The 23,440-nt window shown below is 48.8% G+C and carries 23 protein-coding genes and 1 tRNA gene; 8 read left to right on the forward strand and 16 right to left on the reverse strand.

What is annotated here, in order from left to right:
- Positions 1 to 98: 98 nt before the first annotated feature.
- The 6 genes from mnmH to ppiB form a co-directional block, all read right to left on the reverse strand.
- Positions 99 to 1,184, reverse strand: coding sequence for a tRNA 2-selenouridine(34) synthase MnmH (gene mnmH, locus PS053_RS20410; protein ID WP_000997738.1), 1,086 nt, complete (start codon positions 1,182 to 1,184; stop codon positions 99 to 101).
- Between the two features lie 97 nt (positions 1,185 to 1,281).
- Positions 1,282 to 2,349, reverse strand: coding sequence for a 5-(carboxyamino)imidazole ribonucleotide synthase (gene purK, locus PS053_RS20415; RefSeq protein ID WP_256879039.1), 1,068 nt, complete (start codon positions 2,347 to 2,349; stop codon positions 1,282 to 1,284).
- Positions 2,346 to 2,855 carry a 5-(carboxyamino)imidazole ribonucleotide mutase gene (gene purE, locus PS053_RS20420; protein WP_059225527.1) on the reverse strand — a complete coding sequence of 170 codons (510 nt, stop codon included), beginning with the start codon at positions 2,853 to 2,855 and terminating at the stop codon, positions 2,346 to 2,348. Before purE ends, purK begins: the two co-directional genes overlap by 4 nt.
- A 95-nt stretch (positions 2,856 to 2,950) precedes the next feature.
- A complete protein-coding gene (locus PS053_RS20425; RefSeq protein ID WP_001188442.1) occupies positions 2,951 to 3,280 on the reverse strand; it encodes a hypothetical protein in 330 nt (109 codons plus the stop codon).
- A gap of 111 nt (positions 3,281 to 3,391) precedes the next feature.
- Positions 3,392 to 4,114 carry a UDP-2,3-diacylglucosamine diphosphatase gene (gene lpxH, locus PS053_RS20430; protein WP_000212249.1) on the reverse strand — a complete coding sequence of 241 codons (723 nt, stop codon included), beginning with the start codon at positions 4,112 to 4,114 and terminating at the stop codon, positions 3,392 to 3,394.
- Positions 4,115 to 4,116: 2 nt separating this feature from the next.
- A complete protein-coding gene (gene ppiB, locus PS053_RS20435) occupies positions 4,117 to 4,611 on the reverse strand; it encodes a peptidylprolyl isomerase B (RefSeq protein WP_000256002.1) in 495 nt (164 codons plus the stop codon).
- Between the two features lie 172 nt (positions 4,612 to 4,783).
- On the opposite strand from ppiB, the gene cysS reads away from it, so the two are divergent.
- Together cysS and PS053_RS20445 are read left to right on the forward strand one after the other, a co-directional pair.
- On the forward strand, positions 4,784 to 6,169 hold the full coding sequence (gene cysS, locus PS053_RS20440; RefSeq protein WP_000912343.1) for a cysteine--tRNA ligase: 1,386 nt from the start codon (positions 4,784 to 4,786) through the stop codon (positions 6,167 to 6,169).
- Positions 6,170 to 6,330: 161 nt separating this feature from the next.
- On the forward strand, positions 6,331 to 8,277 hold the full coding sequence (locus tag PS053_RS20445) for a sigma 54-interacting transcriptional regulator (RefSeq protein WP_273774357.1): 1,947 nt from the start codon (positions 6,331 to 6,333) through the stop codon (positions 8,275 to 8,277).
- 39 nt (positions 8,278 to 8,316) lie between these two features.
- On the opposite strand, the gene PS053_RS20450 is transcribed toward PS053_RS20445, so the two are convergent.
- From PS053_RS20450 to folD, 7 genes are all read right to left on the reverse strand, one after another.
- The gene (locus PS053_RS20450) at positions 8,317 to 9,597 is read right to left on the reverse strand and encodes an MFS transporter (protein ID WP_000206944.1); all 1,281 of its coding nucleotides are present in this window, start codon (positions 9,595 to 9,597) and stop codon (positions 8,317 to 8,319) included.
- A 19-nt stretch (positions 9,598 to 9,616) separates the two neighbouring features.
- Entirely contained in the window at positions 9,617 to 10,588 is a 972-nt protein-coding gene (locus tag PS053_RS20455; protein WP_273774358.1) for an alpha/beta hydrolase, read from the reverse strand.
- Positions 10,581 to 11,552 (reverse strand): hydroxymethylglutaryl-CoA lyase, encoded by a 972-nt coding sequence (locus PS053_RS20460; RefSeq protein WP_256879038.1) that lies wholly within the window; start codon positions 11,550 to 11,552, stop codon positions 10,581 to 10,583. The genes PS053_RS20455 and PS053_RS20460 overlap by 8 nt, the downstream gene beginning before the upstream one ends.
- The gene (locus tag PS053_RS20465) at positions 11,549 to 12,745 is read right to left on the reverse strand and encodes a CaiB/BaiF CoA transferase family protein (RefSeq protein WP_059234301.1); all 1,197 of its coding nucleotides are present in this window, start codon (positions 12,743 to 12,745) and stop codon (positions 11,549 to 11,551) included. The genes PS053_RS20460 and PS053_RS20465 overlap by 4 nt, the downstream gene beginning before the upstream one ends.
- Before the next feature lie 227 nt (positions 12,746 to 12,972).
- Positions 12,973 to 13,497, reverse strand: coding sequence for a metal-dependent hydrolase (locus PS053_RS20470; RefSeq protein ID WP_256879037.1), 525 nt, complete (start codon positions 13,495 to 13,497; stop codon positions 12,973 to 12,975).
- Between the two features lie 107 nt (positions 13,498 to 13,604).
- Entirely contained in the window at positions 13,605 to 13,817 is a 213-nt protein-coding gene (gene ybcJ, locus PS053_RS20475) for a ribosome-associated protein YbcJ (RefSeq protein WP_000190292.1), read from the reverse strand.
- 1 nt (position 13,818) lies between these two features.
- Positions 13,819 to 14,685 carry a bifunctional methylenetetrahydrofolate dehydrogenase/methenyltetrahydrofolate cyclohydrolase FolD gene (gene folD / locus PS053_RS20480; protein ID WP_000729157.1) on the reverse strand — a complete coding sequence of 289 codons (867 nt, stop codon included), beginning with the start codon at positions 14,683 to 14,685 and terminating at the stop codon, positions 13,819 to 13,821.
- Positions 14,686 to 15,108: 423 nt separating this feature from the next.
- On the opposite strand from folD, the gene fimA reads away from it, so the two are divergent.
- From fimA to sfmF, 5 genes are all read left to right on the forward strand, one after another.
- Positions 15,109 to 15,651 carry a type 1 fimbrial major subunit FimA gene (fimA, locus tag PS053_RS20485; protein ID WP_000843548.1) on the forward strand — a complete coding sequence of 181 codons (543 nt, stop codon included), beginning with the start codon at positions 15,109 to 15,111 and terminating at the stop codon, positions 15,649 to 15,651.
- Between the two features lie 205 nt (positions 15,652 to 15,856).
- Complete coding sequence (gene fimC, locus PS053_RS20490; RefSeq protein ID WP_234696631.1) at positions 15,857 to 16,666, forward strand: type 1 fimbria chaperone FimC; 810 nt, start codon at positions 15,857 to 15,859, stop codon at positions 16,664 to 16,666.
- A 30-nt stretch (positions 16,667 to 16,696) separates the two neighbouring features.
- The gene (locus tag PS053_RS20495; RefSeq protein ID WP_256879082.1) at positions 16,697 to 19,285 is read left to right on the forward strand and encodes a fimbrial biogenesis usher protein; all 2,589 of its coding nucleotides are present in this window, start codon (positions 16,697 to 16,699) and stop codon (positions 19,283 to 19,285) included.
- Positions 19,286 to 19,297: 12 nt separating this feature from the next.
- Complete coding sequence (fimH, locus tag PS053_RS20500) at positions 19,298 to 20,305, forward strand: type 1 fimbria D-mannose specific adhesin FimH (protein WP_000767798.1); 1,008 nt, start codon at positions 19,298 to 19,300, stop codon at positions 20,303 to 20,305.
- A 10-nt stretch (positions 20,306 to 20,315) separates the two neighbouring features.
- Complete coding sequence (sfmF, locus tag PS053_RS20505) at positions 20,316 to 20,834, forward strand: fimbria assembly protein (protein ID WP_256879036.1); 519 nt, start codon at positions 20,316 to 20,318, stop codon at positions 20,832 to 20,834.
- Positions 20,835 to 20,836: 2 nt separating this feature from the next.
- Here the strand turns inward: sfmF and fimZ are convergent, their stop codons facing one another.
- On the reverse strand, positions 20,837 to 21,469 hold the full coding sequence (gene fimZ / locus PS053_RS20510) for a fimbria biosynthesis transcriptional regulator FimZ (protein ID WP_002430233.1): 633 nt from the start codon (positions 21,467 to 21,469) through the stop codon (positions 20,837 to 20,839).
- Between the two features lie 248 nt (positions 21,470 to 21,717).
- Here fimZ and PS053_RS20515 point away from each other — a divergent pair.
- Positions 21,718 to 21,794: transfer RNA gene (locus tag PS053_RS20515), tRNA-Arg, on the forward strand.
- Between the two features lie 89 nt (positions 21,795 to 21,883).
- On the opposite strand, the gene PS053_RS20520 is transcribed toward PS053_RS20515, so the two are convergent.
- Positions 21,884 to 22,375, reverse strand: a complete 492-nt coding sequence (locus tag PS053_RS20520) for a hypothetical protein (RefSeq protein WP_059218863.1) — start codon at positions 22,373 to 22,375, stop codon at positions 21,884 to 21,886.
- Positions 22,376 to 22,502: 127 nt separating this feature from the next.
- Complete coding sequence (locus PS053_RS20525; protein WP_001177448.1) at positions 22,503 to 23,264, reverse strand: AraC family transcriptional regulator; 762 nt, start codon at positions 23,262 to 23,264, stop codon at positions 22,503 to 22,505.
- Positions 23,265 to 23,440 lie beyond the last annotated feature (176 nt).

Below are 23,440 nucleotides of genomic sequence, written 5' to 3' on the forward strand. Positions count from 1 at the left end.
GTGCGTCTTATCATGCCAGGAAACCAGCGCTCAACCGTAGGGCGGATAAGGCGTTCACGCCGCATCCGGCATGAACAACGCGCACAGAATCTCCCCCATTACTGCGCTTTAACCCACTCCATCACTTCCGCCCACTCACCGCGAAAAACGATTTTTTCAGCTTTTTTCTCAAGCTGATAGCGATACATCGGGTCGTAATACTCTTCAAGCAGTGGCACCAGCCAGGCCAGATGACCGTCGGTGCTGCCGGTTACGAGTTGCGTTGCCAGCGCCGTATCCAGTCGTGCGGCCAGTTCGTTATAGCGCTGTAGCCCAAGCCGACGCTTAATCGCCGAAAGCCCATGGTGCAGGTATTCGCAATACTCTTGCCAGCCCTGTTCGTCGCCGTACGCGTGGGTAAAATCATGATGCATACGCAGGAAATACTCTTCGTTCAGGCGTTCAAGACGGATCTCAAACGGATCTTCTACCACCGCAATCGTCGCCTGAGTCATTCGCTCGCGCAGACATTCCGGCAGGTGATTCGAACCGATCATCCGGCTTTCATCTTCCAGCACCCACAGGCGCAAATCCTGACGGGCGTCGGTTTTTAGCATTTCAGCAGCCAGCAGGTTTTCAAAACTCGCCTGGCTAAGTTGCGGTTGTAGCGTGCGGCCAAAAGCAGAACCGCGATGATGTGCCAGCCCTTCCAGATCAACGCCGTTGGGTTGTTGTTGTACTAACCGTGTTTTACCACTGCCGGTACAGCCGCCAATCAGCACAATGGGTTTTTGTGACAGTTCGATAGTCGCCTGAATCGCGGCCTGGCGCAGTGCTTTATAACCGCCGTTGACCAGCGGATAGTCAATCCCGGCATCATGCAACCAACGTTGCACAATATGTGAACGCTGACCGCCACGGGCGCAGCAGAGAATACCTTGCGGATGTTGCAGACAAGCTGCTCGCCAGGCGTCCATGCGCTGCTGGCGAATTTCACCCGCCACCAGTTTATGCCCCAACGCCAGCGCCGCGTCTGACCCTTGCTGTTTATAGCAGGTGCCAACGGCGGCGCGTTCATCGTTATTCATTAACGGCAAGTTGATAGCAGCGGGCATCGCACCTTGTTCAAATTCAACGGGCGCGCGGACATCGATAATAGGTGTATCGGCGATGAGTATCGCGCGATAGTCCGTTCCATCGTTCATGTTAAATCCTGAATCTAACTAAACAGCAATGGGCGGGATTTTACGCGCACAGCGAGGCGCCGGGGAAGGGTAAGATTGATTCCCCGGCATTTATGGTTTAATTGAGCTTATTTTGTGCCCAGATTACGCCGCTGGCATATTCCGGCGTTAGTAGAGGGATTAATGCTTCCAGCGTTGCAGTCAAACGTGATGTGTCACCGTCGGTTAAATTCAGGTGACCCACTTTACGACCCGGACGCACTTCTTTGTTGTACCAGTGCAGATGCACCAGTGGTAGTTTCAGCCAGTCATAATTCACATCGCTGCCAATCAGGTTAATCATCACCGATGGGCTATTAACCACTGGTTGCGGTAACGGCAAATTGGTAATCGCCCGCAGATGCAGCTCAAATTGGCTGATGCTGGCGCCGTTTTGCGTCCAGTGACCGCTGTTATGTACGCGTGGGGCCAGTTCATTGATCAGCAGACCTTGAGGGGTGACAAAACACTCCATCGCCATCACGCCCACGTAGTCCAACTCCTGCATAATCGCCGATAGCATCTCTTCTGCCTGAGCTTGCTGCCGGGCATTGGCCTGCGGAAACGCGACACTGGTACGCAGAATGCCGTCCTGATGCAGGTTGTGTGTTAGCGGATAAAACACGGTGCTGCCGTCAAAGCCGCGTGCGCCAACCAGTGATACCTCGCCGGAGAAGTTAATACCCTGCTCGACAATACATTCGCCGTAGCATTCAGCCGGTAACTGTGCAGTTTCATCGGTGCGTAAACGCCATTGACCGCGACCGTCATAGCCGCCAGTGCGACGCTTAACAATTGCCAGTTCACCAAGTTTTTCGAATACCGCAGACCATTCGTTGCGATCGACCAGTAACTGCCACGGCGCGGTCGGCAGACGGAGCTTGTCAAAAAGCTGCTTTTGGGTCAGACGGTCGGCAATAATCGGGAACACATCGCGGTTCACAAAAGCCGGATGGCGCGCCAGCTCGCGGGTTAATGCGGTTTCCGGCCAGCGTTCGATCTCAGCGGTAATCACGCTTTGTTGAAAGGGCACCGCCGCAGGCTCAGCGTCCAGCCCGACAGGCCAGACAGCAATCCCTAACGGCTCGCCCGCCTGGTGTAACATACGGCCTAACTGCCCGTTACCGAGGACGCAAACCTGTTTCATACCGCACCCCGCGGGTCCGGGTTTTCCAGCACTTCGTCGGTCTGGGCTTTGCGCCAGTCGTTCAGACGCTGGTGCAATTCTTTGTCGTGAGTTGCGAGAATTTGTGCTGCCAGTAACGCCGCGTTTGCCGCACCGGCTTTGCCAATCGCCAGCGTACCTACCGGAATACCGCGTGGCATTTGCACAATGGAGTAAAGACTATCAACACCGCTCAGTGCGGCGCTCTGTACTGGTACGCCCAGCACTGGCACCAGCGTTTTGGCGGCAATCATGCCCGGCAGATGCGCCGCGCCGCCTGCGCCCGCAATAATCACCTGATAACCGTTCTCTTCGGCGCTTTCGGCGAAGTTGAACAGTTTATCGGGGGTGCGATGAGCGGAAACCACTTCAACGTGGTGCGGGACATTCAGTATTTCGAAGATTTCGGCGGCGAACTGCATGGTAGCCCAGTCGCTTTTGGACCCCATCACGATGGCGACACGCGCCGGATTATTGCGGGAAGACATGCGTCTAAAAACTCCTGTGGTGCACAACTCTCGGCTTTAGAGGGCACAGAGAATAGCACGGAAAAAGAGCAAGGAAAACGGTTGCGTAGACGAGATTAACCGTCATTCGTTGAGTTTTTAGTCTGAGTTGTGTGTTGATTATGCGCTCTGGCTGAACTGGCAAAGAATGTCCATATCAGCACAATGCTCCACGGAAAAAAGCAAATACCGACAATCAATATAAATCTTTCTACAAAGCGTTGGTTGTGAGGGCGGGTAAGCAATAAGTAGATCATATAGAAATAAACTATCCATGAAATGACTGCCGCCGCTACCAGTGACAATGCGCCAAAATAGAAACCAACAAGCCCAAACCAGCTAATACACAGAGGTGCTCCTGCCGTAAGGGCGATGCCAGAAATCAAAAATCCGTTGCAGCGTTGCATAATAATATTCCCTGTCGTTATTTCATTCAGGGACTATTACCTTGCTGACTCAGAAAAAGATATACCGGTTGCGGTAGTCTGGTGCCTTTTTCGGAATTTATTAATTCGTGGTTAAAACGGAAAATGGATTAATTCAACGTCATCTGCCGTGACTTTCACCATCGATCCTTCTGTATGCCAGGCACCCAGCACGATGCGGAAAGCAGATTGCTGATTAGCGATGAGTTCATGCACCGCCGGACGATGCGTATGTCCGTGGATCAGCCATTGTGCCTGATTTTTTTCCATCGCACTGACCACCGCGTTTTGGTTAACGTCCATGATCGCCAGCGATTTACTGCTGTTGGCTTCTTTACTGTTCGCGCGCATTCGCGCGGCAATACGTTTGCGCACAAACAACGGCAGGGCGAGGAATAGCGTTTGCAACCAGGGGTTGTGGACTTTGGCGCGAAAAGCCTGATAACTCGCGTCATCGGTGCACAGCGTGTCGCCGTGCATAATCAACACCCGGCGACCATAAAGTTCGAGCACTTTTTCTTCCGGTAATAACGTCATGCCGCTTTCGCGAGCAAAGCGTTTGCCGAGCAGAAAATCACGGTTGCCATGAATGAAATAACAGGGAACGCCGGAATCTGATACCGCTTTGATCGCTGCCGCTATCTGGCGATGAAGTGGGTTGGGATCGTCGTCACCAATCCAGGCTTCAAACAGATCGCCAAGAATATACAGTGCGTCGGCCTTGCGGGCTTCCCCCGCTAAAAAACGCAGAAAACCGGCGGTGATCGCCGGTTCTTCCACGCAGAGATGAAGATCTGCAATAAAGAGTGTCGCCACGATTACTCGCTAACGGTCACGCTTTCAATGATGACGTCTTCTTTTGGCACGTCCTGATGCATGCCGCTACGACCGGTTGCCACACCTTTAATTTTGTCGACTACGTCCATGCCTTCAACCACTTCTGCAAACACGCAGTAGCCCCAACCTTGCAGGCTTTCACCGGAGAAGTTCAGGAAGTCGTTATCAACCACGTTGATGAAGAACTGGGCAGTTGCAGAGTGCGGAGCCTGAGTACGCGCCATTGCCAGCGTACCACGGGTATTTTTCAGACCGTTGTTAGCCTCGTTTTTGATCGGTTCTTTGGTGGCTTTTTGTTTCATGCCAGGTTCAAAGCCGCCGCCCTGAATCATAAAGCCGTTGATAACACGGTGGAAAATGGTGTTGTTGTAAAAACCTTCGCGGCAGTAGTCCAGGAAGTTTTTAACTGTTTCAGGTGCTTTATCGTCAAAAGTTTTGATGACAATATCGCCGTGATTGGTGTGGAAAGTAACCATTTTTGCATCCTGTTCCGTTTGATTGGTGCTTCGACCCGGTTCGGGTCATATATAGGGTGGTGTTATAGCATAACCGCACGATCGGATCATCTCGCAATGTATGCTGATTCGCGCGGGAAATATGGGTATTATACGCAACTCAATTACCACACATGTCTAAACGGAATCTTCGATGCTAAAAATCTTCAATACTCTGACACGCCAAAAAGAGGAATTTAAGCCTATTCACGCCGGGGAAGTCGGCATGTACGTGTGTGGAATCACCGTTTACGATCTCTGTCATATCGGTCACGGGCGTACGTTTGTTGCGTTTGACGTGGTTGCTCGCTACCTGCGTTTCCTCGGCTATAAGCTGAAGTATGTGCGCAACATTACCGATATCGACGACAAAATCATCAAACGCGCCAATGAAAATGGCGAAAGCTTTGTGGCGCTGGTGGATCGCATGATCGCCGAAATGCACAAAGATTTTGATGCTTTGAACATTCTGCGCCCGGATATGGAGCCGCGTGCGACGCACCATATCGCAGAAATTATTGAATTGACCGAGCAACTGATCGCCAAAGGTCACGCTTATGTGGCGGACAACGGCGACGTGATGTTCGACGTACCGACCGATCCGACTTATGGCGTGTTGTCGCGTCAGGATCTCGACCAGTTGCAGGCAGGCGCGCGCGTTGACGTGGTCGACGACAAACGCAACCCGATGGACTTCGTACTGTGGAAGATGTCGAAAGAGGGCGAACCGAGCTGGCCGTCTCCGTGGGGCGCGGGCCGTCCTGGTTGGCACATTGAATGTTCGGCAATGAACTGCAAGCAACTGGGTAACCACTTTGATATCCACGGCGGCGGTTCAGACCTGATGTTCCCGCACCACGAGAACGAAATTGCCCAGTCTACCTGTGCCCATGATGGTCAGTATGTGAACTACTGGATGCACTCAGGAATGGTGATGGTTGACCGCGAGAAAATGTCGAAATCGCTGGGTAACTTCTTCACCGTGCGTGATGTGCTGAAATACTACGACGCTGAAACTGTGCGTTACTTCCTGATGTCCGGTCACTATCGCAGCCAGCTGAACTACAGCGAAGAGAACCTGAAGCAGGCGCGTGCGGCGCTGGAACGTCTCTACACTGCACTGCGCGGCACAGACAAAACCGTTGCGCCTGCGGGCGGTGAAGCGTTTGAAGCGCGCTTTATTGAAGCGATGGACGACGATTTCAACACCCCGGAAGCCTATTCCGTGCTGTTTGATATGGCGCGTGAAGTGAACCGTCTGAAAGCGGAAGATATGGCGGCAGCCAACGCAATGGCGTCTCACCTGCGTAAACTGGCTAGTGTGCTGGGCCTGCTGGAACAAGAACCGGAAGCGTTCCTGCAAAGCGGCGCGCAGGCAGACGACAGCGAAGTGGCTGAGATTGAAGCGTTAATTCAACAGCGCCTGGATGCCCGTAAAGCGAAAGACTGGGCAGCAGCGGATGCGGCGCGTGACCGTCTTAACGAGATGGGGATCGTGCTGGAAGATGGCCCGCAAGGAACCACCTGGCGTCGTAAGTAATTCCTCCTCCTCAATTATCCAGGGCAATGTCTGAATGGCATTGCCCTTTTCTCATTTTGTCTCCATTGAGCATCACTCTGACATCTGTCACGACAAATTTTATTGTCATCCAACATACTGTGGTTTCGTCATAACTTGCAGAATGGAATCTCCTCTTGCCGATGAATAATTTTCCTCCCTTCCGACTGACGTTGATTACCCCCTACCAGACACTCTCTGCACTGGTTATGCGACTTGCGGCGGAATACAGTTGTGCCGTTCATACCCTTGAAGCGGTGCTGGATGAAGTCTATCAGATCAGCGAGCAGTGCCTGGGACAGCAACCGGAAGTGTTGCTCAGCCGGGGAGGAACGGCGGAATATCTACGTTCAGTAGTACAAGATGTCCCTGTTGTCGCTATCAAAACCGCGCCGCTTGACCTCCTCTGTGCGCTACAGCCTTTTGTTCATCGTATTCGCCATGTCGCGTTTTTTAATTTTGGCGAATCAATGCCTGGCGTTGCGGACATAGCTCGTGCGCTGGATATGCAGATTGACGAATATGTTTTCCACACTCAGGAAGAGATGCAGAGTCAGTTGCTCATTTCCCGGCAACTGGGCGCTGAGATGGCACTCGGCGGGCAACTTACTGTTCGTCTGGCGGGAGCGGTGCAGTTCCCCTGTGTACTGCTGGAAACAGGAGAACATTCTGTGCGTCAGCTATTGCAGGAAGCGGCGAACATCGCGGGCGTCCGGCGTAAGCTTTCGGCGCGTTCAGCACGCCTGAATACCGTTCTGAATAATATCGCACAAGGCATTATCGTCACCGATGAGCGGGATGGTATCTCAATGATTAATCCGGCAGCGGAGCGATTGTTGAATGTCGATGCGACGGGAACATTAGGCAAACCGATCAGCGAGGTTATCCCGTTATCCCGCGTCCCGCAGGTGCGCCAGAGCGGGCAGCGAGAACAGGGCGAATTACTGGAAACAGCCGGACGCACGCTGGTCGCGGATCGGGTGCCAATTCTTGATGATGGATACTGTCTCGGCGTAGTGTGTACTTTTGCCGATAGTGGCCGGATTCAACGTGCGGAGCAACGTTTGCGCCATCAATTGCGTAATAAAGGCTTCACTGCACGTTACAGTTTTGATGATGTTTTAACCTGCTCTCCGGCAATGCTGGCGGTGAAATCGCTGGCGAAAACGTATGCCGCCGCTAATGCCACCGTATTGATTCAGGGGGAGACGGGAACAGGTAAGGAATTGTTTGCTCAGGGTATTCATCTTGCCAGTCGCCGGGCTGACAGGCCGTTTGTGGCAATTAACTGTGCGGCAATCCCGGAGGTGTTGCTGGAAAGTGAATTATTCGGTTACGAAGAGGGAGCATTCACTGGCGCCCGACGTAGCGGTAAGGCGGGAATGTTTGAGCTGGCACACCAGGGGACATTGTTTCTGGATGAAGTGGGAGAACTGCCATTGTTACTCCAGGCGCGCTTGTTACGTGTGTTACAAGAGCGCGAAGTGGTTCGTTTGGGGGGCACACAGGTTATTCCTGTTGATGTACGTATTTTGTGCGCGACGCATCGGGATCTTGACCAGTGCGTGTCGGTAGGAACCTTTCGTCAGGATCTGCTGTATAGATTGAATGTGCTTTCGTTGTTCATTCCGCCGTTACGAGAGCGGCGTAGCGATATTCTCCATCTTGCCAGACATTTTCTTGGTCAGCAGCAGATTGAAAAGCACCGGGTAAATCACGTGCTGGAGGCGGTGGGGGCGCAACTGGAGCGCTACAACTGGCCGGGGAATTTGCGTGAACTGCAAAATATTACGGAGCGGCTGGCGTTGTTTGTCACTTTCGAGCCGCAAACCGACTGGCGTCAGCGGCTGAGCATGGTCTGGTCGCCCGCTGCGCAGGGCAAAGATAACGCTGTTTTGCCGCTGACGTTACAAGGGGAGTTTGCTTCGCTCAAAGAGATGGTGCGGGATCTGGAGCAGCAGATTATTCACTACTATTTGCAACGCAACAATGACGATCAAACTCGCGTTGCACAATTGTTAGGTATCAGCCGTATGAGCCTGTGGCGTCGGATGCAGGACGGACATTCAGAGACATCATGCGAACAGTGAACGACGTTAAAGGTGATAACGCCGTTCACCAACGTATGATTAATGAGATTCAGATGTGGCGGCTTTGCGCGGGCGTATGGTGAGCACCAGTATCGCCGCAGCAATCAGACAGCCGACCATCAGACCAAACCCCGCAGCATATGACCCCTGATAGTATTGAATCAGATAACCAATCGCGATGGGAGCGATAAAACCGCCGATCTGCCCTCCGGTATTGATAAAACCACTGGCGAAGCCCATTACTTTGGTGGGCAGCACTTCCATTGAAATTGCCCAGAACACGCCAAACGGCATAAAGATGCCGAATGCTGCTGTCAGCGTCAGCCACAGTACGCACATATTGGGATCTGCGGCGGCAAATGCCTGCCACATAAACAGCGCACCCAACAGGTAACATGTGGCGACGAAAATCTGCTTACGTCCGCCAAACAGGTGATTACACACCCAACTGGCAATCAGCATCGCGACGAACGAGGCAAAGAAAGGAATAGAGGCGACGAGCCCCATTTTCACCATTGCAAACTGACGTACATCAACCAGATAAGACGGCAACCAGGAGAGGAATCCCCAGAAGGCGATGCCAAAGAGCAAGTAGGTGCACATCAACATCCACAGTCCAGGTTCACGAACGGCCGCAGCAAGCGCCAGTCGCTTTTCTTCTTTACTGAGCGCCACCGTATCGGAGGCTGTTTGTCCTTCACGAATTTCCGCCAGTTCCTGCGGCGTTACGTCAGGGTGATCTTCCGGTTTGTCACGCATGTACTTCCAGCACAACCAGGTGACGATAAAACCGGGGATCGCGAAGATGTAGAACACGCCGCGCCAGCCTACCCATTGCATCAGTAAAACCACCAGTAACGGAGCGAAAGCTGGGCCTAAGGCGATGGAGCACAGATTCAGCGAGTTAGCGCGAACTTGCTCCTTTTTCGGAAACCATTGACTGATAAGCTTCCAGGAGGCGGGCGGATGCATTGCTTCGCCTGCGCCAAACAACGGGCGTACCAGCAGCAGACCAATAAAACCGCCGACCATGCCAGTAAAGGCGGTAAACAGCGACCACCAGAACAGCGCCAGCGTCATGGTGACCCGACCACCAAAACGGTCAACCATCAACCCCGCGCCAATTTGCAGTAAACCATAGCCGATGAAAAAGGCGCTGAGCACTAATCCTTTTTCGCCGGCAGTGAGTCCCAGTTCATTGCTGATCGCGGGTAAAGCAACCGAAAAATTAACGCGATCAAGGTAAGAAATCAGAAAAATCAACCAGAGTATCAACAACATCTTGTTGCGTACTCGCCATTGACCCGATCCTGTCGTCATTATTATCTCCTTCAGGTAGTTATGCTGTGAAATGCAGTAAACCTTGTTGCGACATCCAGTTCTGGATCAGCGCGGCAATGTCATCCGCGTTGCGATCCATAATCAGAATGTGTGAGTTGCCATGGATCCCCAGTTTGGGAAGTTGGAGCCACGTTACGGGGACGTTCGCTTGTGAAAGCTTCCCGGCCCAGGCAGTGACATTGCGATAAAACTCAGGCCACCAGGTTTCTCCGGCGTCGAGGTTGTCGCCCCAGATAACCAGGAACGGTATGTCACGGAGTTGCGTAAGATCGACGCCTGCAGTATCCGGCGCGCCGGATGGCTCCAGCAGAATGACTGCCGCCACACGTTCCGGGTGTTGCTGCACGACATTCAGGATCTGTCCGCAGCCCTGGCTATGGGCGAGAATGACGCTTTTACCTAATTTGGCGAGCAGCGCGGCATAAGCCGCTTCCGCCAGCGCGTCATTGCATGTCCAACGCGGAACGGCTTGTTTCATGAAGATATCGAACGCTTCGACGGGAAATTGCTGTCCAGGCCAGACTTCACGTGTCGGATAATTCGGACCAAAACGAAAACTTTCCCATGCTTGTTGCTTGGTACGGAACTGGGGTTGCCCGGCGTAGATATGTGGGTACTGAGCCCATGAAGCCCGGCCACGTTCTACACCATCGCAGACATATGTGTTATGGCCGTGACGCAGGAAGTAGTGGTGCATACCTGGGCGACCGTCCGGCGTGGTTTCCCAGCAGGCTCCGGTCATGCCGCCGCCGTGGACAAACACCAACGGCCAACGTGCCTGCGGCTGTTCAAGTTCGATGAACTGTACGTACATCTGTCCCGCTTCGAATTGCCCGTTAGGATCGAGTCGCGACGGGGTACAACCTTTGGCGATAGTGGTTTCAAATGTCGGCTGACCGCTGATTTCGTACTCCTGGCCGCCGACGAAAAAGCTGCCAAGATTGCGGATATGCAAGGTTGCATTACTCATCGCAGAGGTTTCCTGTCTGGAAATTAAACTCACGATAACATCGTGCCTGTGACAAATGACTCGTTATGCCTGTCTGGAGGTGTTGACGAATAAAGGCTACCGCATGCAGCAATTTCTCCTGATCAATGCCGGTCTGCACACCCATTCGCCAGAGCATGTTGACGGTATCTTCTGTCGCGCAATTACCTGCCGCACCTGGCGCGAACGGGCAACCGCCCAACCCGCCAGCGGCAGTCTCCAGGCGTCGTATGCCATGCGTCAATGCCACGAGGGTGTTGGCCAGCGCCATACCGTGGGTGTCATGCAGGTGCAGACCGATATCCAGCAGAGGGTGAATGTTGCGTACTCTGGAGAGTAATTCCCCTGTCTGTACCGGAGAGGCGACGCCGATGGTGTCGCACAATGTCACGTCTTTGATGCCGCGGGATACAGCTTCCGACAGCAGCCGCAAAACGGCATCAACACTGACGGCCCCTGCGAACGGGCAGCCAAAGACAGTCGCCATACTGAGGGTGACGTACATATCGGGTCTGGCAGTGGTAATAGCAGACAGTTCTGCCAGCGAATCCGCGTGAGTACGCTTGATATTGGCTTGATTGTGTTGCTCGCTGGCAGAAATCACATAGCTGATATGGCGCACGCCAGCATGCCAGGCATCCTGCGCCCCCCGCAGATTAGGCACCAGAGCGACGATGTCTAGTCCCAGATTCTCGCGGGTATTGCGTTGTAGAACATGTGCGACTACCTGTCCGGCATCAGCCATTTGCGGGATTGCTTTCGGGTTAACAAACGACGTGATTTCCAGGCGTTTTAATCCGGCATCGATCAGCAAATCAATCGACTGCGTTTTGATTTCTGTGGGGATCCAGGTACTGATATTCTGAAAACCATCGCGCGGGCAAACCTCTGTCATAGCGATATCTGGCGGCAGAGACGCAGCGTTAATCCATGATTTCAGGTTCACAGGATGCCCTCCGCGCGCAACTGCGCAAGTTCCGCATCGTCTAAACCCAGTCTGGAGCTGTAGATTTCCTGATTGTGTTGCCCAAGAAGTGGAGAAGGCGTTCGGATGCCGGTTGGTGTACTCGTCAGCTTGATGTGGGAACCCGTGAGTTTTAGCGTCCCCGCGATGGGATGTTCGACATCAATAAACATCTCGCGAGCATCGGCAATATGCGGGTCGCTAACCAGTTGATCAATGTTATTAATTGGCGCGGCAGGGACTCCGGCATTCAGCATGCAATCGACGATCTCATTGACGCTGTACTGGCGACTCCAGATCTCAATTATTGGCTTGAGCAGCGCATGGTTTTTGACGCGCAGTGGATTGCTGTTGAACTCTTCACGGGTTGCCAGTTCTGGTTGCCCCATGGTCTGAGCGACCAGACTCCACAGTTTGTCGTTGGCGGCGGCAATTACTACGTCACCGTCGCGGGCTTTAAAGGTGTCGTAGGGATAGCAGGATTCGTATCGGTTGCCGATACGTTCGGGAATTCGCCCCTCTGTCAGGTAAATCTGGGTGATAATCTCCAGACTGGCGACGACCGAATCCACCAGGGCAATATCGACCTTTTGTCCTTCGCCAGTCTGGTCGCGGTGGCGCAATGCGGCCAGCGTGCCGATAGTGGCCGAAAGCCCGGCTAAAACATCGCTCATCGCCGTACCAGAGCGGGTAGGTTCACCGCCGGGCCAGCCCGTGGTGCTCATCAACCCGCCCATCGCCTGACCGATAATGTCGTAACCTGGACGCTGACTGTATGGCCCGGTATGACCAAAACCGGAAATCGCGCAGTAGATGATACGCGGGTTAACCTTTCTCAGCTCGTCATAGCCTAGCCCCAGTTTTTCCATCGTGCCTGGACGGTAATTTTCCACCACGATATCGGCAGTTTTGACCAGTTCCAGAAACAGTGCCTTGCCGCGCCCTTTCAGGTTGAGAGTGATCCCTTTTTTGTTACGGTTGAGATTCATGTAATAGGCGCTTTCGCCATTTTTAAATGGTGCGAACTGTCGGGTATCGTCTCCGACACCGGGACGTTCGATTTTGATTACCTCCGCCCCCATATCCGCCAGCATCATGGTGCAAAAAGGGCCAGCCAGTACGCGGGTTAAATCCAGTACCTGTAATCCGGCAAGCGCGCCTTGTTTATTTTCCATCTGTTACTCCTTGCTGCGTTGTAGAAATTGCTTGTTCGCTATAGCAAGGGATGTGCCAGCTGACGTGAGAGAAGTCAGGAAGGCAGGTACAGGAGGCGTTGACAGCAAAAAGAAGATGATAAATGTGTGGTGAGAGAAAACTGAACTGTATCAAAAATGGGAAGGTAATTATGGCGTTTGATACAGTTCAGGGGAAAGCCAGGAGACAATGCAATGTATCTGCTAACTCAGCGCTTTCTGCACCACCATAACATTCCCATCAGTACCATCCCCGGCAACCATACCCACATCAATTCAGAAATTATCACCTGATGACCGTACGGCGTGGTGTAACGAGACAATGCGAACGGCGCGACCTTAATCACCTGCCAGGGAGCGAAAAAGTGTTCCTCTGACCACGGCCACAGCCAGCCAACGCCTTTACCGCCAGTGGTTACCGAATCCAGCAAGCTGTGCGATAACAACGAGACGGTTAAAAACAGCCAGCAGCGAATCAGTCCAGCCCTGAACCATCGACGTCCAATTAGCATGCATAACAGCGGGACAACAAACGCAAACACCAACGAATGGGTAAAACCGCGATGACCAAAAACATTGCCGTAAGCAACGCCAAATTTAAACGACAATACGTCGGCATCGGGCAGCATCGCCACGACGATTCCGGCAAATAACAGGCGCGGGGGGATGATTTTCGAACCCAACCCCAAACCAATGCAAAGGGGAACGGCGGCGTGCGTAATAACGGTTGGCATGATGATCGCTTCGGCAAAATGTCGATGCTATCAGCATGGATGAACGGGGCGTAGAGGGCAAAAGTCTGAAAAGCGAACCGGCCTGTTGATACAGGCCGGGAAAGGGATCAGGCAACAACCTGCACGCTGTGACCAGCAAAACTCACGGTCTGACCGGCGACGATTTTGCAGCGTTTGCGCGTTTCAACCGTACCGTCGACTTTCACCTGGCCTTCGGCAATCGCGATTTTCGCCTGCGCGCCGCTTTCGCTCCAGCCTTCCAGTTTCAGCAAGTCGCACAGCTCAACGTGCGGATGTTTACCTAAAGAAAATGTCGCCATGTTACTCACCCTGTGGATCATGATATTCAACGCACGCCTGTAGCGTGTTTTCAATCAGCGTGGCAACCGTCATCGGGCCAACGCCGCCCGGAACAGGCGTAATGTATGAGGCGCGTTTAGCCGCGTCTTCAAACACCACGTCGCCCACAACTTTGCCATTTTCCAGACGGTTGATGCCGACATCAATCACAATAGCGCCTTCTTTGATCCAGTCACCGGGAATAAAACCCGGCTTACCGACGGCGACGATCAACAGATCGGCATTTTCTACGTGATGACGCAGATTTTTAGTGAAGCGGTGAGTCACGGTGGTGGTGCAACCAGCGAGCAACAGTTCCATGCTCATTGGGCGACCGACGATATTCGACGCGCCAATCACCACGGCGTTGAGGCCGAAGGTATCAATGTTGTAACGCTCAAGCAGTGTGACGATACCACGCGGGGTGCAGGGACGCAGACGCGGTGCGCGCTGACACAGACGACCGACGTTATAAGGATGGAAACCGTCCACGTCTTTGTCCGGGTGAATCCGCTCCAGCACTTTAACGTAATCAATTCCTGCAGGAAGCGGTAACTGCACCAGAATACCGTCGATGGTGTTGTCGGCATTCAGCGCATCAATAAGCTCAAGCAGCTCTGCTTCGCTGGTGGTTTCCGGGAGGTCATAGGAGCGGGAGACGAACCCGACTTCTTCACAAGCCTTACGTTTGCTTGCGACATAAATTTGCGATGCAGGGTTGCTACCCACCAGCACAACGGCCAGTCCTGGCGCCCGCAGTCCGGCTGCAATACGCGCCTGAACTTTTTGAGCAACTTCAGAGCGCACCTGCTGCGCAATCGTTTTACCGTCAATAATCTTTGCTGCCATCAGAGAGAGGATTCCATCTGTTACGTAGGTCGAAGGGGATAAGTCTATTTTGTCAGAAGCGGGGCGCGCTGTCAGGTTTCGTTTCAGATTTATCACGAGAAGTTACATAAAGAAACTATGTCAAACGAATTGGTGAGTTTGCTAAGCAAGCTATTTGCAATGGACTAGAGCAATTTAGGCAATATCTGAGGTTAGAAAAAGTATTTTCGGTCTGTTATTTTTTTGAGGGAAGGCTATTTTTATCGTGAATAATCTTTTTGCGCAGAAACTTTCATTCACCCGTCTCTCTGTCTTCATGCCAGGACTGGGAGGTAAAAGCATTTTTAGAAGATGAAAATAACCTTACAGCTATATTGATGCCATTAATGTAACAATCGAATCTGTAAGGATATTAGAGTCGTATGTGAGCATGAAGGTATATCTATGAAATCGGTCTTCATTTCTTCTATCATCGCCGTCACTCTGTTTGCAACTGCCAATACCTATGCAGCAACAACCAACGGTGGCGTTATTCACTTTGAAGGCGAGTTAGTTAATGCAGCCTGTGCTGTAAATACGGAGTCAGCCGATCAGGTTGTCTCCCTCGGTCAATATCGAACAGATCTCTTTAATGCTGTTGGCGCAACTTCTGCATCAATTCCGTTCACTATTGAGTTGAATGACTGTGATGTTTCTATTGCTGCTACTGCCGCTGTTGCATTTTCGGGGCAGGCAGATGGTAATAATGATGATTTATTAGCCATTGTTTCAGGCACTAATGTAGCGACGGCAACAGGAGTCGGTATTGAAATCCTGGATAATACTTCCAAAACACTAAAACCTGATGGATCGGTTTTCTCTGAAGCGCAAAGCTTAATTACGGGGACTAACGTTTTGCATTTTTCTGCACGGTATATGGGAACGGGACTTAGCGCAACTGCAGGTCAGGCAAATGCTGATGCTACGTTTATAATGCAATATCCTTAATCTCTCACTTATCACGATTTTTTAATTATTCTGTAAGACGAAGCGGCATGATATATGGTTATCATAAGGCATATTGAGTTTACATCATGCCGCTATATTAGAAAGATTAAGGTATAGAGCAATGTTGTGTTGACCAAACGCAGGCTCTATTTTCTATGATGTTCATCGTTTTCTTGTCGCCAGAAATACACAAGGTGTGTTGGCTATGTTGTCTAAATTGAAGATTTTATTATCTCAGATTGTCGACAAAGCGCGTTCTGTTCATGCAAGTTCAATATATTACAGGTGCCGTGCAGGCCTGATAAACATTGCGCATCAGACAATTTTATGCTTGCCATTATTCTCATTGTTTATTGTAAGTTGCCTTTTTATTTCAGTAAACGCTAACGCGGCTGGTGGAATTGCTCTGGGGGCTACGCGAATTATTTATCCTGCAGATGCGAAACAAACATCGGTCTGGATTAGAAATAGCCACTTACAGGAAAGATATCTGGTCAATGCCTGGATTGAAAATAGTAATGGTGTGAAAGATAAATCATTTATCATTACGCCGCCGCTATTTGTCAGTGAACCCAAAAGCGAAAATACATTGCGTATCATATATACTGGATCACCGTTAGCGACAGATCGCGAATCACTATATTGGATGAATGTCAAAACGATACCCTCGGTAGATAAAGGTGCGCTGGATGGCAGAAACGTATTGCAACTGGCGATATTATCAAGGATGAAATTATTCCTCCGTCCTGCAAACTTACAGGAACTTTCCGCCGAGGCACCGGATTTACTCCAGTTTTCTCGTTCTGGTAATGTTCTCAATATCCGTAACCCGTCGCCATTTTATGTCACTCTGGTTAACCTGAAAGTAGGAAACCAAAAAATACAAAACGTTATGGTCTCACCTAAAAATAATTCACAGTTCCCCTTGCCTGCAGGAGTTCAGGGAAAATTGACGTTTCAGACTGTTAACGATTATGGCTCGGTAACCCCCGTCAGAGAGGTGAGTTTGCATTAATCAAGTTCACCAAACATATTGAAAATAATTATGAAGACAAAAAAAAAGAGATATCTATCGCATCGGCAAGGATTGTTCTTTCTGGCAATGTGTCATCCACTGATAAGTCAGGCAGAAAGTTATTTTAATCCCGCATTTTTATTATCAAATGGTGAGCCTGTCGCTGATTTATCTCGTTTCGAAAAAGGTAACCATCAACCAGCAGGTGTTTATCGCGTCGATCTCTGGCGTAATGAGGAGTTTATTGGCTCACAAGATATTGTTTTTGAAACGTCAACAGAAAAAACCGGAGATAAATCTGGTGGTCTGATGCCATGTTTCACAATGTCGCTCCTTAACAGAATAGGGATTAATGCGGCTGCTTTTCTGGCATTACAGGAAAAACAAAATGACAGTTGCATAAATTTACTTAAAGTTATCCCGGATGCACAAATTAATTTTGATTTTTCAGCATTGCGACTGAATGTCAGTATTCCGCAAATTTTATTGTCAAATAGCGCCAGAGGATATATTCCTCCAGAGGAGTGGGATGAGGGTATTCCTGCTTTCCTTCTGAATTATAATTTCACCGGGGACAAAGGAAATGGTAATGACAATTACTTTTTTAGCGAATTGAGTGGGCTGAACTTAGGACCGTGGCGTTTGCGAAATAGTGGAGCGTGGAGTTATTCCCGCGGTAATGGTTACCACTCTGAAAAATGGAATAATATTGGGTCATGGGTACAACGAACCATCATTCCGTTAAAGAGTGAAATAGTAATGGGGGATAGTAATACAGGAAGTGATATTTTTGATAGTGTCGGTTTTCGCGGTTTCCGACTCTACTCTTCCGATAGCATGTATCCCGATAGTCAGCAAGGGTTCGCCCCTGTCGTCCGTGGGATCGCCCGTACCGCTGCGCAATTAACCATTCGGCAAAATGGTTATATTATCTATCAAAGCTATGTTTCTCCTGGTGCTTTCGAAATAAACGATTTACATCCAACATCTGCCAGTGGTGACCTTGACGTCACCATTGATGAGCGAGATGGTAATCAGCAGAATTACACCATTCCTTATTCTACGGTGCCAATTCTGCAACGTGAAGGTCGCTTTAAATATGATCTCACGATGGGTGACTATCGCAGTGGTAATAGCCAACAATCTTCACCATTCTTTTTTCAGGGAACGGTAATTAGTGGGTTGCCGATGGAGTTTACCGCTTATGGTGGTACGCAATTATCGGCACATTACACTGCATTTTTATTGGGGTTAGGACGTAATTTAGGGCGCCTGGGTGCGGTGTCGTTAGATGTAACACATGCTCGTAGTCAGCTAGTGGATGATAGCCGCCATGAAGGCGAATCAATTCGTTTTCTTTATGCTAAATCAATGAATAATTACGGCACAAATTTTCAATTAATCGGTTATCGTTACTCTACGCAGGGATTTTATACTCTCGATGATGTCGCGTATCGTCATTTAGAAGGCTATGAATATGATTATGACTATGATGGTAATCGGCGTAGTGATCCAGTGATTGTAAATTATCATAACCTGCGATTTAATCGTAAAGGTCGTATGCAGATGAATGTTTCCCAATCATTAGGCGATCTCGGTTCTCTTTATATTTCAGGAACACATCAAAAATACTGGAATACTTCTGATGCGGATACCTGGTATCAGATTGGGTATACCAGTAGTTGGTATGGCATCAGTTATTCACTCTCTTTTTCCTGGAATGAGTCAGTAGGAATGCCAGACAACGAACGTATTGTTGGTTTTAATTTATCTGTGCCATTTAATATTTTTACTAAGCGCCGCTATACACGTGAAAACGCAATCGATCGCACCTACGCGACATTTAACGCAAACCGAAACAGTAATGGTCAAAATAGCTGGTTGGCGGGCGTTGGCGGTACCTTACTGGAAGGGCACAACCTGAGCTATCACGTTACTCAGGGTGACACGAGTAATAATGGTTATACCGGTAGTGCAACAGCAAACTGGCAAGCTTCTTACGGTACGTTGGGAGTGGGTTATAACTATGATCGCGACCAACATGATTTTAACTGGCAACTCGCCGGCGGTGTCGTCGGTCACGAAAATGGCGTTACGCTAAGCCAACCGCTGGGAGACACGAATGTATTAATCAAAGCGCCTGGCGCGAGCGGCGTGCGTCTTGAAAATCAGACCGGAATTTTAACGGATTGGCGCGGTTATGCCGTGATGCCTTATGCCACTGTTTATCGCTATAACCGCGTTGCGCTGGATACTAACTCGATGGGTAATTCTATCGATGTGGAAAAAAATATCAGCAGTGTTGTGCCGACGCAAGGTGCGCTGGTCCGTGCAGAGTTTGATACGCGTATAGGCGTGCGGGCGCTCATTACCGTACTTCAGGGGGGTAAACCTGTGCCATTTGGTTCTCAGGTATGTGAAACAACCACCGGTATAACCAGTATGGTGGGGGATGACGGGCAAATTTATCTGAGTGGTGCGCCGTTATCTGGAAATTTATTGATTCAATGGGGAGAGAGCGTTCACTCTCGCTGTATGGCTCATTATGTATTACCGCAAGAAAGTTTACAGCAGGCAATAACGGTTATTCAGGCAACTTGTGCATCTTCGTCATCATAAAGGGTATAACCAATGAAATTAATCTGGAAATTAATATTGGTGGTAACTTGTTTGTGGCTAACATGCCCGGCATGGGGCACTGTATGCGAAAATTACGATGGTGCTCCGACTGATGTCTATTATGATCTGTCTAATGTTTTTAACAGTACGAATAATCAACCGGGGCAGATTGTTGTCTTACCAGAAAAATCAGGGTGGGTAGGAGTAACAGCCATCTGTCCGGTAGGAACTCTGGTGGATTATACTTTTCGTAGTTATGTGACTAATTTTACCGTTCAGGAAACGATCGACAATTATCAATATTTAAAGTTAAATGATTATCTTTTGGGGGCTATGAGTCTGGATGATAGTATAATGAATACTCAGTACCCGCCAAAAAATTATATCCAAATGGGAAGGTATGAAAATGTTAAGAATCATTTGCCCTTTGGTGTTATGGATTCTCATCTTATATTCCGCTTAAAAGTTATTCGCCCGTTTATTAATATGGTTGAGATCCCCCGGCAAGTGATGTTTACTGTCTATGTAACAACAACGCCATTTGATCCGTTGATAACGCCAGTTTATACAATTAGTTTTAGTGGTACGGTAGAAGTTCCGCAAAATTGTGAGTTGAATACTGGTCAAATTGTAGAATTTGATTTTGGTGATATAGGCGCATCATTATTTAGTGAGGCTGGTCCTGGGAATCGACCTGACGGCGTCATGCCGCAAACAAAGTCGATTGCAATAAAATGTACTAATGTTGCCGCGGAAGCTTATTTGACGATGCGCCTTGAGGCAGAAACCGTTTCTGGACAAGCGATGGTGTCAGATAATCCCGATTTAGGTTTTATTATTGCAGATCAGAATAATATGCCGCTTACGCCAAATGATTTGAATAGTATTATTCCTTTTCGTCTGGACACTCAAGCTGCAGCCAGTGTGACGATTCATGCCTGGCCTGTAAGTATCACTGGATTAAAACCAACAGAAGGCCCATTTAGTGCACGGGGATATCTGCGAGTGGATTATCAATGAGGGGCGTAGAATGCAGTTAAAAAAAGTCTTGGGTTTTGTATCGGGAATAATATTGAGTTCTTGCAGTTGGGCTGCAGATCCATTAGGGACGATTAATATCGAATTGCATGGCAATATCATTGATTTTTCCTGTACCGTAAATACAGCAGATATCGATAAAACGGTAGAGTTAGGCAGATGGCCGACGAAGCAATTATTATCTGCAGGCGATACGACAGCACTTATTCCATTCAGCCTGCGACTGGAAGGGTGTCCGCCAGGTTCGGCATCTGTTACATTTGCAGGGACGCCGGCGACGGATAACAGCTTACTTGCACTGGATGATGCGGTCATGGCGCAAAATGTCGCAATAGAACTGCATAATAGCGATCGCGGCAGATTACCGCTCGGCGAGTCTAGCCAGACAGTCGCGGTTGATGCAAATGGAAACGTCACGTTGAATTTTTTTGCTAATTACATTGTGTTAGCAAGTGGTGTTCAGGCCGGGGCGGCGAAAGCAGATGCGACGTTTATGATTAATTATAATTAGGTTTATATTAATTCATATAATCTGGCATAATTGATTAGCTCAACAATTGAATGCAAACCTAGTTTGCTATAGATATTAGACTTGTGGGCGCTAACTGTTTTGTTACTCAACAGTAATTGTCCGGCGATCTCTTTATTTGATAACCCATTGACAAGATAACGCAAAATAGTTAACTCACGATTGGTTAATGGCGTAGATATATAACATTCGTGCGCATGTTGACTATTTTTTATATAGTGGATGGTTTCTGAGGGAAAAAATGTATAGCCTGCAAGTATCATTTGTACAGCATGGAAAATGTCATTTTGATCATGACATTTACTGACGAAACCACTGGCACCAGCCTGAATGGCCCGTCCGGCATAAAAACATTCTGTTTTTGAGGATAAAAAAAGTACTCTGGTAGCGCTCTGAATTTGTTTGATTTTTTTTAAGAAAGTAAAGCCATCTATACCAGGGAGGTCGATATCCATAATGATTAAATCGACAGAATGGCAACGAAGATAATCAATAGTGATGCGATGATCATCAGTTTTTAACACAATTTGCAGATTGTCATGTTTTTCTAAAAGGACTTCAATGGACATCCTGATGATGGGATGCGTATCCATAACGATAACCGATGCAGGCCTCATAGTTACCACTCTCAAACGGTAGCGCATCTTAAGAGTAAGAATAGAAAATGCACTTTCCTGTGGATGTTCAACCAGACAGTTATCTCGCCTGAGATCGGCATCTGGAACGTTTTGTTATCCCTTTTTGGGGGAGATGAATCAGACGTCATCGTTCACTTGTTCAGCAACCAGTTCAAAACCCATTGACTCAGCAAGGGGTGACCGTATAATTCAGGCGAAAGATCCACATAGCGGTATCACTTCCTAGTGCGCCCTTAGCTCAGTTGGATAGAGCAACGACCTTCTAAGTCGTGGGCCGCAGGTTCGAATCCTGCAGGGCGCGCCATTTTAAGATATAAATTCTCGTTTTTTGTTTTTGCAAGTCAGAGGCAATATTTGAAATTTTCATCAATTTCTATGCGGCCAGGATACGACTTAGCCTATTATTTCTTTAAGGCTTCCTGCAAATGTCTCAAGATTTGTGACATGTTGGGCTATTGGAAAAAATAAATGAAGCATTTCATAAGATGGATGAGCGGAATCAACCATATAACCACTCACCATTTCATTATAAAGTAACACGCTGACGCTAATTTTACCTTCCTCTGATTCGTCTAATATAATTCTGCTGCCATCAGAGTATTCAGGTGTTATGCATTGTCGATAACTACATCCTGCGTTAGTGCGCAAATTAAGAAGACTGGCATAAAAGTCTATCTCTCCGGCTTTTGTGGAGAATGCCGTTAATCCGGTTGCTTTTTTTTGTATTTCAGATGCAATCAGAAACTGAATAAAATTTCCCCCTGTTGTATCTTCCCATGAACATCGTTGCTGATTTATTTTATTTATAGTTTTCTCTGTATTAACCTCTGATAGTGTGTTTTTGGGAAAGTAGTCACATAATATTGTGTTATTGGTAATAGGCATAATCGTTTCCTTAATATCAATAAAATAGATGAATTGTAATTATTTGTTGCAGTGTTTAATATCAAATATCGCTCATTTGTAGCGATGATATGCAAATATAATAATTACATTATAAATGTATCATCCATCATTGTATTGGCTGTAGGCGTTGTTCTGTCAGATAGTTCAGTGGTGTCATGCCATAAAATGCTTTAAACACAGAGATAAAGTAGGACGTACTACTATAACCGCACAGTTGCGCAACCTGAGCGATGTTCCTGTTATCCATCAGTAGTAGTTGTGCAGCGTAGCGCATGCGACAATGGGTGACGATCTGACTGTAAGTAGTGTTCTCACTTTTCAATTTTTTCTTGAGCAAACTGGGACTTAAACACAGCGAGCTGGCAACAATTCGCAGGCTCCAGTAATGCTGAATATCGCTTTGGATAATCAGGTATACGCTATCGCGTATACTGCTGCGCAGGATATACATCAGTAAGGCAATAAAGCGTGATTGATCGAGGAAGTTTGACAAAACGGTAAATAGTAACGCGCGAGTAAGTTCTGTTTCACAAGGTTTGCAGTCTTGCTGTTGGCTATGGCTGGCCGCCAGCCGGAAAACTTCCGGGGTGCGGCTGTGGCAGGCAATAACGGGCGCTGCCAGTCGTGGCCAGGGATTTACACTGATTAGATTTTTATTCAGAAATAGTAAATAATCATGAATAACTTTACGATTAATATGAGCAATAAGGGCATTATTTACTGTGGAAACTTCAATAGTATTATTATTACAGGCGAAGGCGGCAAGATAGTTTGCCGGGAGGATAAATGATGCATGATCGTTAATTCTAACCTCTACTTCTTTCTCGGTTAATATAACCACGCAAGGCTCACTGCTGCTCAATTGCATTTCGCACTCCTTAGATATCAGCAATTCCGCTCAAAGGATTTTATGCTTCCTGCACCGTGTTCGGTTCAATTGTCCGAAAATAATCTATTTTCTTTAACATTTTTACGGCAGTGGGATCTTGATGAGAATCTGATGGCGTGGACTAAGAAATGGCAAGCAAGACGATGCCTTACTTG

Origin of the sequence: Escherichia albertii, assembly GCF_028622335.1 — a bacterium.
In the GTDB taxonomy this organism is placed as follows: Bacteria; Pseudomonadota; Gammaproteobacteria; order Enterobacterales; family Enterobacteriaceae; genus Escherichia; species Escherichia albertii.